Raw genomic sequence first — 13254 nt, forward strand, 5'->3', positions numbered from 1 at the left:
CCCGCCTATAATCCGCAGTCCTCTGCGTACACGATACCTGCTGGTGTTTCTGTGGATGTTAACATAGGTAGTTGTGACCTATTCTTCACAGAGCATGAGCACATAGTCTATGACATAAACTGGGATGTCTGGGTCAACTCAAACGGCGCCATGAATAGCTACAGCAGCGGTATATACATACCACCAGCCTACTGGTACAATGAAAATGCCTGGACATCAACAAGCAACGGCTTCTACATAACTCAATACTGCCCCCCCTCGTAACGAATCACCACACTCAAACCACGTGTTAAAACCACATCATTTTCCTTAATCCCCTCCTTTTAAATCAATCATTAGACCTTATTGATGAGCAGTCAAAACCCGGTGAGTAATTTCCTTAGGGGGGGCTTGCTTGGTGGTAGGGATGATCAAAGTAAGGAATTGGGTGTTCAGCCCGTTGTTGATTCTTTGCCTACTCCTCCGCCGAGTCCTCAGTCTCAACCACTGCCTTTCCCCAGTGCTGGTCAGACCATCCTCGAGTCTGTTCTTGCTGAGATTGATAGGTTGTCGAGTATTGAGAGGGCTATAATAGTGACCAAGCTACTAAACAGTGATGAGCCTTTGAGGCGGGTTGGTGTCGAGGACTGGGTTAGGTTGATTGAGGAGAGGGTTGGGAGGGCGTATGCGGAGGCCTTCAGTAGGTGGCTTAGGGCTAGGTGCAACTGCGATGTTGGTGGTAACCAATGAGGTTTCTCAAGAGGGATGGCTTGAGCCAAGTCGAGAGGGAGGTCAAGGAGTTAAGTAAATTGAGACTTAGGATGGTGAAGGTAAAGCCTGTAAAGAGTGGTGATGGGGATTTAACGAGGTTCGTTAATTCATGGTCCATGAGGTGCGCAGAGCCACTTAGGAATTACTGCCACTCAGTCCTCTCGAGGCTGGTCAACTACTTCACACCCGAATCAATCAATGAGCTCTTAAGCGAGGTCCTGGCTCGTGGATTAAGCATTGAGGCTGCCCTGATACTACTTTCGCAGTGTACTCTAATTCATTGCAACGAGTACTCCCTGAGGGAGTACATGGAGACTGGGAGGGTCGAAATTAACCAGTTAATGGGCATCCTAAGCTCACAGGGCATTAAAATAAGCCCAGAGGACCTTAGGGCCATTGTTAATGGTGATTACAGGGTTAATCGGGTTAAGGGCGATGGGTTTTCTTGGTTGCCTAGGTTTGTTAGGCTTCGCCGTTGATTAACCAGCCCCCCCTTTTAAGGCTGTTGATTAGTCAAATCGATGGTTAGAATCGACTCAAGGATTTACCTCGCAATCCTGGTTGGATTAGCCATAATGGGCATAGCTACAAGCCACTGATCCTACTCCTAATCCCTGCATTAATTTACAGAGACTTCAGGGAGTGGCTAATCGAGTCAATACTGAGCCTAGCCTACCCAAACCTGGTTCCTAAACTCGTTTTGGGTGGTGACTATGTCTTTGATGCCAAGAATGGCATTATGCACGTCTTCTACAAAGCAGAGCCGATGCTAGATATTTCTCGACTAACTGGAAGCCAATACGTTGGGTTGTTTGATGAGTTGATTAGGCGATTAAACCTAGGCGTTAATGAGGCTGTTGCCTTCATCAGGCTTGGCAGTGACAGGTTCATTAGGCTTTCGAGGGTTGTAAAGAGCGAGGGTGATCTTCCCGACCTCAACAATTGCTAATCGCCAAGGAAAGCCTGCTTAGGCAGTACTTCATAATCAAGCCCTTGACTAATGACGAGCTTAGGAGACTGGTTGGCTTCCCAACAAAGCCGAGCAGGGCTAGGCTAGTAATTGCGTTGGCAGTGATGCTCTTAGCCTCATACTTATTGTTTAGGGTTTACGGGTTAGTAACCATCGCCGTTGTCTCGGCGATCACGGTTAAGGCATTAAGCAGCTACTCAGTGATTAGGGGTGGTCAGTTAGGCGTACTGAAGAGTAGGCTTGTTTCCTCAAGCAAGATCTACACGATGCCGAGTGATGACGACATTAGGCTGTCGCCTCCGCAGTGGCTAACTACCTACAGAACTACGCATTGATCATATCCGGTAATCCAGAGTTTAGGGCATTGGCATCGAGCAGGGTGGCTAGGGAGTACGAGAGGCTCGTGGTTCAGGAGAGGGGGGCAAGGCACTGCCGGCAGTCAGCAGGTGGCGTGTTGTCTTGGACAGAATAACGCAAAACGCCGAGGAACCGATAAAGGCGTTAATCGCAAGCGATAGGGATTTGCCGGATAGCAACATGGTGATGAGGAGGTCGAGGAGTTTAATGCACCTGTGGGTTTTGCCAACGATTGATGAGCTTAGCCACGACGTGGCGATTGTGCCTGTGTTCCACGGTGGTAAGTTAATCAGCGAATCCTCGAGGGCCCGGGTAAGGCTTGGCCTGGATAGGGAGGGCAGTGAACTAATCATCGACCTAGACGCGTTGCCAAGTGGGCACATGCTCGTTGTTGGGCCAACTGGGATGGGTAAGACGTGGACTGTCTCTACAATCCTACACCGACTAATGAGTAGTGGGATTAAAGCCTTGGTTTTAGACCCACACGGTGAGTACCTAAGAATACAAGGCATCGAGCCAATTGATGTCACTAAGAAGTTCATCAATATTTTTGAATTGGATGGCTTGACGGATGCGGAGAGGATTCATAGGCTAGTCACTGAATTCTCAATACTAGGCATTGACGGTAGGGCATTGCTACCAGACCTAAAGGTGATTTATGGTAACGGCATTCACAGGGACTTCTTTAAGGCGATGGAGTTCCTTAGGTCATCAACGGATGATGACTCCATTGCACTAGCCCTGGATAGGTTGGTGAGTTACCTCAAGGACGCCGAAATCGTGCCAATCGAGGATTTGCTGAGCAACAAGGCCTTGTTGTTTGGTAGCGTTAGGCTTCGCCGGACATAATGGCCTTCCTAATGGGCGTTGTCGCTGACCACGTTTATTCACACGTTATGTCGAGGAGCATTGGTGAGCAGTTGAGGCAATTGCTGGTCATCGACGAGGCTTACTACCTACTGAACTCACCACTGGCTGAGTTGATGGTTAGGGGCCTTAGGAAGTTCGGCCTCGGCACAATATTCATCACCCAGACACTAGGCGGAATATCGAGTGATGTTCTGCAGAACATACCATTGATAATAGTCTTGGGAGGCAATGATGCTACGTAGCATCAATAAGCCAAGCACTACAACTAACAAGCGAAGACATAAAGTGGCTAACAACCGCACTACCACCACACATGCAGGGAACAACAACAAAAGCCCTAATAACCACAGGACCAATAAAAAGACTAGGAACAATAGAACTAGAGCCCCCCCTGGTTAAGGGACCGAGTCAATAAAGCCTAGGCCTACGCCTCCCATGCCGAGACCTCTCATGTACCTCGTGATACCTCTGCATACCTACGGCAATCATCGTTAACCCAGAGCCGATAATTGGGCCTGCAATGCTTGAGAAATTGATGTATGAAGGTAATATCGACAATACCATACCCATGGACATTGCCGAGATGCCAATGGCAATAATGTCCAAGTGATAGCCAAGAGCACCAACCCCATTACTAGTGAAATTGAAGAGAAATAGCATTTGAATGGTTATTAAAAGCATCATTAACAACGTTATAGAGGTTAATATGGTATTAACGTATCTGGGTAGACCAGATACCGTTGTGATCGAGTAAATCATGAAGTACGCCATAAATGCGCCTGTAAAAATTGACTGAATTACCAAAAGGAGGATAGCAACCATGTAGGAGATATTCCTGTAGCAAGACCTCATTATTATTAGAAAGAGAACTGAAATAACTATGATGTATGGACTAATCACTGCAATAATGAAGATAACCAGGGAAAAAGGACCAATGTACGTATCGCTCAAGTGGGTGCTTGATTCATGCAGTAGATATTGGTAGTATAAGCCTGCCGTAATTAGGAGTGATACGAATTGAGGAATTAAAATAATAATGTATATGAAGATATCTCTAAGCATTTTCCAGGGCCTAGAAACTATATTCCCAGTACACAGTTTTGTGGAGATTTCACGTACATACCTCCTTATTCTCCCCCCCAACCACACACCCACATTGATGGATGTATACGCTCACTTAACTGGGCAATTCTTAAAATAACTACTAATAATTACTACGGTAGGCCTTAGGTCGTTCAGCACTACATACATATATATTAGCATTTAGCGCTGTAATTGCTGATGCCTGAGGATTTGGGCGTTGTTTATGAGGCTTTATCGGCGATTGTTGGTGATCACAGAATTGAGGTACTGGCCACGCTATTTCAGCTCACGTCAGCATACTTAATGGCCTACGCCATATATTACGTATGCTACTTTATGCCGTTAATACAAATAGGGTATTACTACGTAAGGTTGTTATGTACGTTAGTCAGCATTATATTAATCGTTACATGTGGATTTCTATTCCTGCATACACACCATAGGTTAACCATTGGGTTGAGGTCTCAATTATTTAGTTATAATATAATCAGCAAGGTTTACAGCCACCTAGTGTCGGGCGGTGTTGATATTCAGGGCGTTGTTAAGAGTGTGCTCAGTGAGTTTCTAAGTGGTGATGCTTGGAGTGTCCTTAAGGGTGTGTTGTTGAGGATTCATGTACCGTACATGGCCGTGTTAACGCTGTCAATACTAATGATTGGTCTCGTATATCCACAACTGTTTAATCCCCCCCACTACCTAGTCATTGCATTAATCATACTCATGCTGTCAAGCATACTTGGTATCGCGGTTGCCATTAATGAGGTTGTTAGGGGGGGAGGTTTGAGGACTGAGGTTGCGAGTGCCACAGCCCAATCACTGCTTATGAACATAGCCAAGTCCCCCCCAATTGCGGGAGCTCTTATTAATGAGGTAGTTAGGAAGTTGAACTCGAGGAGGATGGGCTTAACCCTCCTGGTTCTCGGCATGTTACTAACTCCAGTGGTGATTAGGCCTAGTGAGCCACGGGGGGGTGAGGGTCAAGCCGTGATGGCCCTCGTAATTGAGCACAATGATGACACGAACCAGGGCGAAAGTAAGAATGCGTGCCTGGACATGGTTGCTGATTTGCTTAGGAAGTTGGGGGGGCCAACCTTTATTCAATCAATGACTAGGGATCAAATTGAAGCATTACTACGTGAGTTAGGGTATGAAGAAACGCCAAACTCAATCGATGATAAGACTCCATGTGAGTATAAAGACTCTGAGTTAATGCTGCTGAATTGCCTCGGTTCAAGGATTATTAGAGGCTTCATTAATGCCGCGACAAGGAGTCAAAGCACGTCCGTTAGGGCTAGCGCTGAGGAGTTCACGGCAATATACCTTGTCACGATACGTCTAAGGAATGTGAGGGTTTCAGAGCTATTCGAGTATCATAAAGATCATATTAGAAAGCATGAATACCGCATTAGAGGCCTGCTTTATGAGGTACCGTGTAGTGGTGATTATAGGATTTACGTTATCGTGACCACCAACAATGTGGCACTTAACCTGGCGTTAGCAAGAGCGTTAAGTACGAGTCGTAACACATAGCTCATAGTCAATTTCAACGTGTCACTAAAGGTTAACGTAAGTATTATAAATCAGCCTTATCATAACCTAAATGGTGAGTTTAGGCCGCAGTGATGATTTATTTCACGACTTTAATCAGGAATTGAAGAGACGCATTGAAGGGCCTATCAAGTCGGTTAATGTTGTCCTCGGTCCACCGATCTCAGGTAAGTGCTTCTTCGCGACGCATTACCTTGGTAGTGATGTGCTTGGGTCGATTATTGGGTTCATAAGCCTCAAGCCGACTAAGGCATGTAGTGAGTACAAATCGGTTGAAGAGATTGTTGAAGAGACTAAGGAGGTGAAAAACGAAGAAGAAATCATCGAAAAAATCGTTAAGTTCCTAGTTAATGTTGTATTCCCAGGGGGGGTCAAGAGATTCATTAATACAGTATCGATTGATAAAGCCACCGAGATGCTTAAGGATGCTGGTTTTAGTGATTTCGAGATCGAAGTTTTCAGCGACTACTTTAAGGGCGTCGGTAGAGTTTCTAGGCAATTAATTGAGCAATTAACTTTGTTGAAGAAGAGTTATGGCTCACTCATCATTTACTGGATACCCTGGGATGTTGATGAGAAGTATAGCCTTGATGGGGATGTTAAGAAGGCAGTAGAGTTGATTAAGAAGCACTTCAGGAACGGCATTAGGTGGCTTGGGGGGGTTAAGTACATACCGCCGGGCTAGTGGCTGAGGTTGTTAGGAGAATTAGGGAGGAGGGCCTTGATAAGGCTGAGGAATACGTTAAGAGCCAGGCCAAGGCCTACTATGGTGCTGTTAAGCTGCTGGTTAGTGGGGGGAGAGGGATTTTGAGGTTGAGGGTTTAATAGCCTCGGGAGTCATGAACTTCCTAGAGCAGTTAGCCACTAGCGGCATTAGTAGTGTGTTAAGCACCATTTTAAGTGGGGGGGTTGCATCACTGGTCATGGGCTCGGCTGCGGTGGCCCTGGCGCTCATAGCCATTTACCAACTAACGAGAGAATCCACTAAACACTCACCGGGTGAGTTCATTGAATTAATGAGACACTGGGCCACTCTACACCCATCGCTCAGGAAGATAATAGCATCCAAGATAGCCATACAACTAGGCATAACACCAAGCGAGGCCGAGGATGCAATAAACCAAGTAACGAGACTAAGCGAGGAACAGCTAAGGCAATTAGTAGAGGTAGTACAGAACAGGTTGAGAGAACTCGAGAAGAGGGTTGAGAGACTTGAGGGTAATGTTAGACTTCTTGAGTCCCAGGTTAAGGGTTTCGTGATCTATAGGCTTGGTGACATTGCCGATGGTAAGCTCTACCCAAATATTGAACTTGTTGGTAATGACCTTGGCGTGGTCTCGGAGACCTACGGGAGGGTGGAGGTCAACATCGTTAGGGCCGGCGAATTCGATAAGTACCTGAACCAAGTCATTGATGGGTTGAAAAACGGGTTGGTGGTCCTGACCGGTCCTAAGGGTATTGGCAAGTCCACACTGGCCCTCTACGGCATTTGGGAGTTGCTCAGGAGCGGTGGGTATTATGGCGTGGTTAAGCTTGAGAATATTGGTAATGATGATGTTAGGCTGGCTATTGAGAATTTCCTAGAGACCTACAAGAGGGACTTCATTAATAGCTTCGGCAAGCTGGTGCTCCTCTACGACCCGTCGACAGCGACTGCATACGCAAGCCTGGGTGTGGCGATTAATGTTAGGGATGTTGAGGTTACCTTAAGGCAGTTAATGAAGTTAGCCGATAGGCTTAGTGAGCTCGAAGCATCGCTAATCATTGTCATGCCCAGCGACCTATATAATGGATTAGGCGATAAAGATGTTAAGGAATTCCTCAACAAACACTCCATCAATGTCAACCTGAGGAGTAGTGAATTCATAAAGGCTATAATCAAGGCATATGCAGGGTGCAGTATTAGTGAGGATGTGCTCAACACGATCACTAGCGAGGTTTTGAAATTTAACGAAGGCTATACATTAATTGCAAGGATCATTGGTGAGGGGGGGTTGAGGAGGAGCAACTGCTTGGTCGCTGATATTCAGGCAATGCTTAGAGAAGCCCATGGAGACGCATCGGCATTCCTAATTCGCTGGATCAATGGCTATCTCAGGGGCATACCAATTGATAGGGTTTCCGAGGTGTTAACCATTAGGGAGCAGTTTAAGAATGAGGTTGGACCAGGGGATTACGTAGCAACACCAACACTAATCGAGAAGCTCCTAACTATAGGCAGCAAGGTGAAAGAAGAAGAAGAGGTGAGTCTAATTGAGGAAAGGGCCAACTGGCTGGCTGTAAGGCATGAGGATCTGCTCGAGGACGCAATAACGAGGATTGTAAAGACCGCCATGGGTGAGACGGTTACCGGATCCGAGCACCTGATTAAGGCGTTAAAGCCGTGGAGTAAGTACGGCAAATTCAAGGGCAAGATTAATGAAGTCAGCGATGCTGTCAAGTACATTAATGAGAGGTATGGCAAGGAATTGGGAGAGGAATTCAAGAACATAAGCAGTGATTGCTGGAACGCCATAGTACTGGCGCTCGGTACGACGTGGAATGTCCGTTCACTTAAAGCAGTCATCGAGGGTTTTGAGGGTGTTACTGGTTTAATGCCCATTGTCAACTCGGCGTTAAGGACCATCAGGAGTGTTAACTGCGATGCGGTGAGACTAATGATAATCAACAATGAAATACCACCACTCACTAGGGAATTACTCGGTGTAATAGCTAAGAGCCAGGCAACTTCGTGCTTGACGCACTAGCTAAGGGTAATGTTGACCACGTTAGGAACGCATTTAACGAATTCATTAAGGTTGTCAAGGGAGGTAGGAAGGAGAATAAGAAACTTCATCTCATTGAGCTTATTTATGCGCTTGGCCTAGCGATTTTAACGGCATATGCAGTCAAGAGAGGTATTGAGGGGGGGTACGTGAGTGATGACTGGCTTAAGGCCAAGGCACTTGAGGTCGCCAAATGGGCAATATGGCATATTACGGATCCAAGTTTAATAATTGCTGCGGTTAATTTAATGAGCAACCTAAGCAATTCATCCTTAAACGACTGGGCAGTAATACTGGCTACTGCAACCAACGCATTGATTGATAATGAAAATGAACTAAGCAAGCTAAGTGAATTTATCGATGATTTATGGACTAAGCGCAATAAACTTAGTGACTGGGGGGGTAAAGCCTATCTGATCCGTGCCATGGCAAATACATTAAGGGCGAAGAAAAATGCCGAGCAAGTCTGCACCACTTTTAACAAGATCCTAAACACTATCAATGAAATTAGGAGCGACCCACTTAAAGTACTGAGTAGCGCCATTGCCTACTCAAGACTTGCTTCCGCAGGGGGGGTTGACTGCAGTGTTTACCTTAATATTGACCTTAGGCAGGAGATCAAGAAGTTAATCGAGACTCTCAAAAGTGCGGATCAAGCCTCTTGGCTAAGGGATGAGCAACTCAAGGAGTACCTAAGGCATTACGGCCTTGCAGAGCCTGAGGATGCTTTAAGGAGACTCATAAATGAATCTTTATCAGGCCTTTATTATACCATGGGTAGGTTAAGCATTATTGAGGGTAAGCTAGATGATGTGTTAGAGAACTTTGAAAAGGCTAAGAATATTAGTAAGAGCCTTGAGAATTGGGACAATTACATTACCTCATACAGCAAGCTCGTTAGGGCTAAGGTCCTTAAAGCCAGAAACATCAATGAGCTTATCGATGTTAGTAAGGAGTTTGAGGAGGTTTTCAATGAGGCTGTAGAGAGACTCCCACTAACTGCGGCTGGATTAACAACTCTTGTAGAATTATTAGCTGAATATTTAGTTTATCTAGCCATTGTGGGTGATAAGATTAAGCTTACTGAGTTAACGAGGAATTATGGCTTGTTTCCTCAATACTTACCGCCGAATTACGTGGTAGTTACTGCATTGTTCCTTAAATGGCTCGGCGCAGACGTTAAGGTGCTGAACGCTAAGGAACTTATCAATATGATAAGGAGGAGTCTCGATCCTGTATATATGCTGGCGTTGAGGAGAGTTCTTGGCATTAATGTTAATTGTAGTAAGGAGTGCGGTGAATTGGATGATCCTAATGATGCTAAGATATGTAAGATGGCATGTGCGGCTGCTGGTGGAGATAAGCACGCACTTGAAGAGCTCATGGAATACATAAGAGGGATTAAGCCTGATTTAGCCGATGCATTGGCTAACTTCAGTCCTAGGGCTATTGTGCAGGCTTTGGCGCCAAATGATTCGCTTGGAAGTCTCGCGCTGATCCTTAATGCATTAATAAATAATGATTATGAGTCAGCGAAGGCGATAGCAATGGCTGGTGAGTATTTATACAACAAACCCATCATTAAGGAGTTGTTTGGTGATTTGCGTAGGGCTGTTGATGAGGAGGATGTGGATGGTATTAAGCTTGCCTTGACCAAGCTCTACTACTTCCACGTTTAGTCTTTTTCCGTGGTTGTTGGTTGTCGTATGGCTTGCCGAGCAATTGCTCGTGAGGGAAACCGCCTAATTCATCAATGCGCCCACGGCCCTTTGCCCACTGCTTAATTCGTAGTCCAACTCCACGATCACCTCCCATAGTTCATCCAGTGCCTCCATGCCCAACCTCCCAGCCTGACCATGGCTACTAGCCTGTAGGCCCTATCGAGCAATCGCCTAATGCCGCACTCACTCAACTCCTCAAGAGCCATCAACGGCGAGGTAAATAAACTATTTATAAGCCTTCTATCACGCATTAAGCCACCCCCCCTTATTAAGTCCATGCCTAAGCCACTTGATGGATTTGCTTGGCTACTCAATGGTGATTGAGGGCTTGTTTGTCATCACCTACGGGCTAATTAGGGGTGGTGTTGAGGTTAGGAGACTTGCTTTCGCCGGCTCTGCCTTGGTTCTGGCTTACTTTTTGCCGGGCATCCTCGGCATTGCCCCCCTCCTGATTCTCCCGCATACTTAATGCTTTATCGTGAAATCGAGGGCCTTGTCCGTGGTTGGTCAATTGTTTACTACGCAAGTGCCTACGCAGGCCTCGCCTGGGCAGTCGGCATGACGATACTGAATGCAATCGCCGTGTTATCGACCTTCGGCTTGGTCTCAGTCCCGGTTCAGTACCTGAGTGTTCTTCAAAGCCTGGGCTGGGTCATTGACCCAATCGCCGACTCCATATTCGCAATCATGCACATTGCCCAGGTGATGACTGCCGTGCTCCACACAATCGCTTACCTTGCGTGGTTCAGCTATGTAATCGCCCCCCCGATTGTGGTTGCAATAGCCATTCCACTCATGGTTGTGGATAAAACGAGGGCATCTGGTGTTGCCCTACTCACACTAACGCTGACAATACTATTCACAACGAGTATCGCAGCCAAGGACGCACTGATCACTTCGAGGATTCAATTAATGAATGAGACTGTAACCCTAATGAACTGGCTAAGCCAAAACGCACCAAACACCACCCTAAGGGGCTTCCTAGTCATGAACAGCCAATACCCGTACCTGGTGAGTGGTGCCTTGTACGGAATCAACTACACGGTAATCGACAGGTCAGTAATGCCGATTGAGCACCCAGTCAGTGAATTCACAGCATTCACTGGTTCAGTCACGCCAATAAACGCCTTAGGCGTTCCCGAGATAAGCAACGCAACGTTTCTTTGGCTAGGCATTAGGCCGAGTTCTGAATGCGTATTACTCACCTACATAGGCAATGAGAGCAACTACGAGCCATGCGACCCGCAGTACCTAGTGAGTAATTCAACCTACGCTGAGGTGATTGAGTTTGGAAACCCACCATTCAACGTGGTGACCGCCTCACTGAACGGCTCGATTACCTACACCGGAGCCTGGGAATGGCTTAATCTGCCAAGTCATTACTCAGTGCTTAATGGAAACAACACAGCAACCATAAACTTCACGATTAATGTACCACCGGAGACTGCGTGAACATTACCGAGCCAAGGGCCCCCCCAACGCGTGAGGTTTGCTACCCGGGCACAGCGAGTGCAGTGCTTTGGTTCTTCGCAGGCAATGCAATGATTAGAATGCCAAACAGCGTTGGCAACTCGACGAAGTGCCAATACACAACCTCACCAAGTAACCTCTACAGGGCAGTCAACGTAGAGAGTGAGGAAAATGCGATTAAGGCATTAATCAACAAAATCAATGAGGAGATAAGCATTGGCAAGGACATAACTGGACTTGGCAAGAACCTAAGCCTATTGTTGCCAAACCCATCACCAATCGGCTACAGTCAGGAGGAAATAACGATGACATGCGTTAATTACCTAAACAGTACTGTCCAAGTCACTGGCTCAGTGACTGTGATTGGCAACATAAACAATCCGTGGTTTGGCTTAGACCCAATTGGCTTGTCTCCATCAACCTCATGGGTCATAAACTCAGTAGTCGTTGGTAGTAGCCAATTAATGAGTTTGTGGGGCAGCTTCAACGCCTTGCTGGTTGGCGTTGGCTACTTCGTGCCAAGGTGGCTGGCTGAGTCGGTGGCAGTCTTCGGGCTTTTGGACGCCGGTTTTTGGCTTGTTGGATTCCCAACAATGTTAAGCCCAGCATGGGCCCTCCTCTCAAACGTGATCTACGACCTAAGCCTAATACTGTACCTGAGGATTGCCGGTGTTGGTAGGGTTTTGGGTAGGTTGTTTAGGAGGGCTAGGTCATCGACAGCCTCAAAAATTAGAACCGCTAGGGAAAACATCGCATCAAGTTCATAGAAGCAGGAGGCTTAACAAAGTCGCTAAGCCACTCATGGCCATCCACCATGAATTGGCTAGGTCAGTGATTGCACTGAGTAATTCACTTAGGACTAAGCACCCAGCCTGGGTCAGGCTAAGGCGTTACCTACCTGATTACCGAGACCCAAGCCCATTGGCTAGGCCGGTAAGTGCATTGATGGAGGACGCCAGCGCATACCTAAGGGGTAGAGCCACGCTTTACAGTGAATATGGTAAGCAGGGCTTGGCTAGGCTGGCTATCGCCGGTGCCGGCTTGGCAAGCTTCGTTGTTGATTACCCTAGGTTTAGGAGCCTTGGTGAGAGGGGGTAGGCTTCACGAGGCTGTTAAGCTAAGGTTTAGGCGTGGTGTTGAGGTTGACTTTAGGGCCTACAGCCACGGTGGAGAGGCAAGGAGTGACTTGCCCAGTCACTTAATGACTAAAAGCATTGCCAGGAGGATTAGCGTCAAGAGGGCTGTGGAGGACGTCTTCGCAACGTTGAACATGCCGAGACCATTCGAGGTTAAGGCGGTGAGGGATGAGAGGCTCAAGGGATTAATGAATTCACTGATTAATAAGTACTGGCTTGATGAGGATAAGGACTTGGTTTTGAGGAACTCGAGCCTTGACTCAGCAAGGCTCTTGGCCATAGCCTTAACTCCATACGTTAGGGATCTCCACAGTGAGGCATTTGCTGGCGTTAAGAGGCTTGGTGAGGCTAAGGAGGTGATTAGGGCATTGACTAGGGGGGGAGAGGTGCATAGGCTCATTGAACTAAGCCAGTTGATAGGCGTTGATTATGGGAGGGCTAGGGAATCACTGGACAAGGCCCTGAGCAATAGGGCTAGGGAGTTAATGCCCAAGCACATGAGGGATAGGCAGGTTAGGGAGTTGGCTAGGGAGGATATAAGGAACATCATTGATGCATTGCGTGGTCTTAAGAGTGGAGTGGCC

The 13254-nt window shown here is 46.9% G+C and carries 18 protein-coding genes and 2 pseudogenes; 18 read left to right on the forward strand and 2 right to left on the reverse strand.

What is annotated here, in order from left to right; genetic code table 11:
- The 8 genes and pseudogenes from JCM11216_RS13270 to JCM11216_RS13300 form a co-directional block, all read left to right on the forward strand.
- Positions 1-264, forward strand: a pseudogene (locus JCM11216_RS13270) (hypothetical protein); the annotation flags it as partial.
- An 84-nt stretch (positions 265-348) separates the two neighbouring features.
- Positions 349-729 (forward strand): hypothetical protein, encoded by a 381-nt coding sequence (locus JCM11216_RS13275; protein ID WP_243676380.1) that lies wholly within the window; start codon positions 349-351, stop codon positions 727-729.
- Complete coding sequence (locus tag JCM11216_RS13280) at positions 726-1229, forward strand: hypothetical protein (protein ID WP_054854499.1); 504 nt, start codon at positions 726-728, stop codon at positions 1227-1229. The genes JCM11216_RS13275 and JCM11216_RS13280 overlap by 4 nt, the downstream gene beginning before the upstream one ends.
- A gap of 221 nt (positions 1230-1450) precedes the next feature.
- Positions 1451-1699, forward strand: a complete 249-nt coding sequence (locus JCM11216_RS13285) for a hypothetical protein (protein ID WP_054854500.1) — start codon at positions 1451-1453, stop codon at positions 1697-1699.
- Positions 1693-2055: a hypothetical protein gene (locus tag JCM11216_RS13290; RefSeq protein ID WP_054854501.1), complete on the forward strand. Its 363-nt coding sequence runs from the start codon at positions 1693-1695 to the stop codon at positions 2053-2055. Before JCM11216_RS13285 ends, JCM11216_RS13290 begins: the two co-directional genes overlap by 7 nt.
- On the forward strand, positions 2025-2192 hold the full coding sequence (locus JCM11216_RS20045) for a hypothetical protein (RefSeq protein WP_243676381.1): 168 nt from the start codon (positions 2025-2027) through the stop codon (positions 2190-2192). Before JCM11216_RS13290 ends, JCM11216_RS20045 begins: the two co-directional genes overlap by 31 nt.
- Positions 2180-2926, forward strand: coding sequence for a DUF87 domain-containing protein (locus JCM11216_RS13295; protein WP_243676382.1), 747 nt, complete (start codon positions 2180-2182; stop codon positions 2924-2926). Before JCM11216_RS20045 ends, JCM11216_RS13295 begins: the two co-directional genes overlap by 13 nt.
- Entirely contained in the window at positions 2926-3189 is a 264-nt protein-coding gene (locus JCM11216_RS13300; RefSeq protein WP_054854503.1) for a hypothetical protein, read from the forward strand. Before JCM11216_RS13295 ends, JCM11216_RS13300 begins: the two co-directional genes overlap by 1 nt.
- 166 nt (positions 3190-3355) lie before the next feature.
- On the opposite strand, the gene JCM11216_RS13305 is transcribed toward JCM11216_RS13300, so the two are convergent.
- Positions 3356-4102, reverse strand: a complete 747-nt coding sequence (locus JCM11216_RS13305) for a hypothetical protein (RefSeq protein WP_054854504.1) — start codon at positions 4100-4102, stop codon at positions 3356-3358.
- A 126-nt stretch (positions 4103-4228) separates the two neighbouring features.
- Between JCM11216_RS13305 and JCM11216_RS13310 the strand changes: the two genes are divergently transcribed.
- The 5 genes from JCM11216_RS13310 (at position 4229) to JCM11216_RS13325 (ending at position 10022) form a co-directional block, all read left to right on the forward strand.
- On the forward strand, positions 4229-5560 hold the full coding sequence (locus JCM11216_RS13310; RefSeq protein WP_054854505.1) for a hypothetical protein: 1332 nt from the start codon (positions 4229-4231) through the stop codon (positions 5558-5560).
- Positions 5561-5630: 70 nt separating this feature from the next.
- Positions 5631-6263, forward strand: coding sequence for a hypothetical protein (locus tag JCM11216_RS13315; RefSeq protein WP_054854506.1), 633 nt, complete (start codon positions 5631-5633; stop codon positions 6261-6263).
- Positions 6263-6403 carry a hypothetical protein gene (locus tag JCM11216_RS20050; RefSeq protein ID WP_243676383.1) on the forward strand — a complete coding sequence of 47 codons (141 nt, stop codon included), beginning with the start codon at positions 6263-6265 and terminating at the stop codon, positions 6401-6403. The genes JCM11216_RS13315 and JCM11216_RS20050 overlap by 1 nt, the downstream gene beginning before the upstream one ends.
- 14 nt (positions 6404-6417) lie before the next feature.
- Positions 6418-8325, forward strand: a complete 1908-nt coding sequence (locus tag JCM11216_RS13320; RefSeq protein ID WP_054854507.1) for a hypothetical protein — start codon at positions 6418-6420, stop codon at positions 8323-8325.
- The gene (locus JCM11216_RS13325) at positions 8310-10022 is read left to right on the forward strand and encodes a hypothetical protein (protein WP_054854508.1); all 1713 of its coding nucleotides are present in this window, start codon (positions 8310-8312) and stop codon (positions 10020-10022) included. Before JCM11216_RS13320 ends, JCM11216_RS13325 begins: the two co-directional genes overlap by 16 nt.
- A 125-nt stretch (positions 10023-10147) precedes the next feature.
- Here the strand turns inward: JCM11216_RS13325 and JCM11216_RS13330 are convergent, their stop codons facing one another.
- A complete protein-coding gene (locus tag JCM11216_RS13330; RefSeq protein ID WP_054854509.1) occupies positions 10148-10342 on the reverse strand; it encodes a hypothetical protein in 195 nt (64 codons plus the stop codon).
- A gap of 14 nt (positions 10343-10356) precedes the next feature.
- Between JCM11216_RS13330 and JCM11216_RS20055 the strand changes: the two genes are divergently transcribed.
- The 5 genes and pseudogenes from JCM11216_RS20055 to JCM11216_RS13350 form a co-directional block, all read left to right on the forward strand.
- Entirely contained in the window at positions 10357-10533 is a 177-nt protein-coding gene (locus tag JCM11216_RS20055) for a hypothetical protein (protein WP_243676384.1), read from the forward strand.
- Positions 10533-11516 (forward strand): hypothetical protein, encoded by a 984-nt coding sequence (locus JCM11216_RS13335; RefSeq protein ID WP_054854510.1) that lies wholly within the window; start codon positions 10533-10535, stop codon positions 11514-11516. Before JCM11216_RS20055 ends, JCM11216_RS13335 begins: the two co-directional genes overlap by 1 nt.
- Positions 11513-12301 carry a hypothetical protein gene (locus JCM11216_RS13340; protein WP_054854511.1) on the forward strand — a complete coding sequence of 263 codons (789 nt, stop codon included), beginning with the start codon at positions 11513-11515 and terminating at the stop codon, positions 12299-12301. Before JCM11216_RS13335 ends, JCM11216_RS13340 begins: the two co-directional genes overlap by 4 nt.
- A gap of 34 nt (positions 12302-12335) precedes the next feature.
- On the forward strand, positions 12336-12632 hold the full coding sequence (locus JCM11216_RS13345) for a hypothetical protein (RefSeq protein ID WP_054854512.1): 297 nt from the start codon (positions 12336-12338) through the stop codon (positions 12630-12632).
- A pseudogene (locus JCM11216_RS13350) lies at positions 12619-13254 on the forward strand (hypothetical protein); the annotation flags it as partial. The gene JCM11216_RS13345 and the pseudogene JCM11216_RS13350, both read left to right, overlap by 14 nt.

It is taken from the genome of Vulcanisaeta distributa JCM 11216 (genome assembly GCF_001315985.1).
Classification (GTDB): domain Archaea; phylum Thermoproteota; class Thermoprotei; order Thermoproteales; family Thermocladiaceae; genus Vulcanisaeta; species Vulcanisaeta distributa_E.

What these genes read in the sequence shown, in the direction of transcription:
- JCM11216_RS13320 (WP_054854507.1), top strand. Translation starts at nt 6,418, where the DNA reads ATGAACTTCCTAGAGCAGTTAGCCACTAGCGGCATTAGTAGTGTGTTA.
- JCM11216_RS20055 (WP_243676384.1), top strand. Translation starts at nt 10,357, where the DNA reads ATGGATTTGCTTGGCTACTCAATGGTGATTGAGGGCTTGTTTGTCATC.
- JCM11216_RS13335 (WP_054854510.1), top strand. Translation starts at nt 10,533, where the DNA reads ATGCTTTATCGTGAAATCGAGGGCCTTGTCCGTGGTTGGTCAATTGTT.
- JCM11216_RS13310 (WP_054854505.1), top strand. Translation starts at nt 4,229, where the DNA reads ATGCCTGAGGATTTGGGCGTTGTTTATGAGGCTTTATCGGCGATTGTT.
- JCM11216_RS13345 (WP_054854512.1), top strand. Translation starts at nt 12,336, where the DNA reads ATGGCCATCCACCATGAATTGGCTAGGTCAGTGATTGCACTGAGTAAT.
- JCM11216_RS13280 (WP_054854499.1), top strand. Translation starts at nt 726, where the DNA reads ATGAGGTTTCTCAAGAGGGATGGCTTGAGCCAAGTCGAGAGGGAGGTC.
- JCM11216_RS13330 (WP_054854509.1), bottom strand. Translation starts at nt 10,342, where the DNA reads ATGGACTTAATAAGGGGGGGTGGCTTAATGCGTGATAGAAGGCTTATA.
- JCM11216_RS13275 (WP_243676380.1), top strand. Translation starts at nt 349, where the DNA reads ATGAGCAGTCAAAACCCGGTGAGTAATTTCCTTAGGGGGGGCTTGCTT.
- JCM11216_RS13300 (WP_054854503.1), top strand. Translation starts at nt 2,926, where the DNA reads ATGGCCTTCCTAATGGGCGTTGTCGCTGACCACGTTTATTCACACGTT.
- JCM11216_RS13315 (WP_054854506.1), top strand. Translation starts at nt 5,631, where the DNA reads ATGGTGAGTTTAGGCCGCAGTGATGATTTATTTCACGACTTTAATCAG.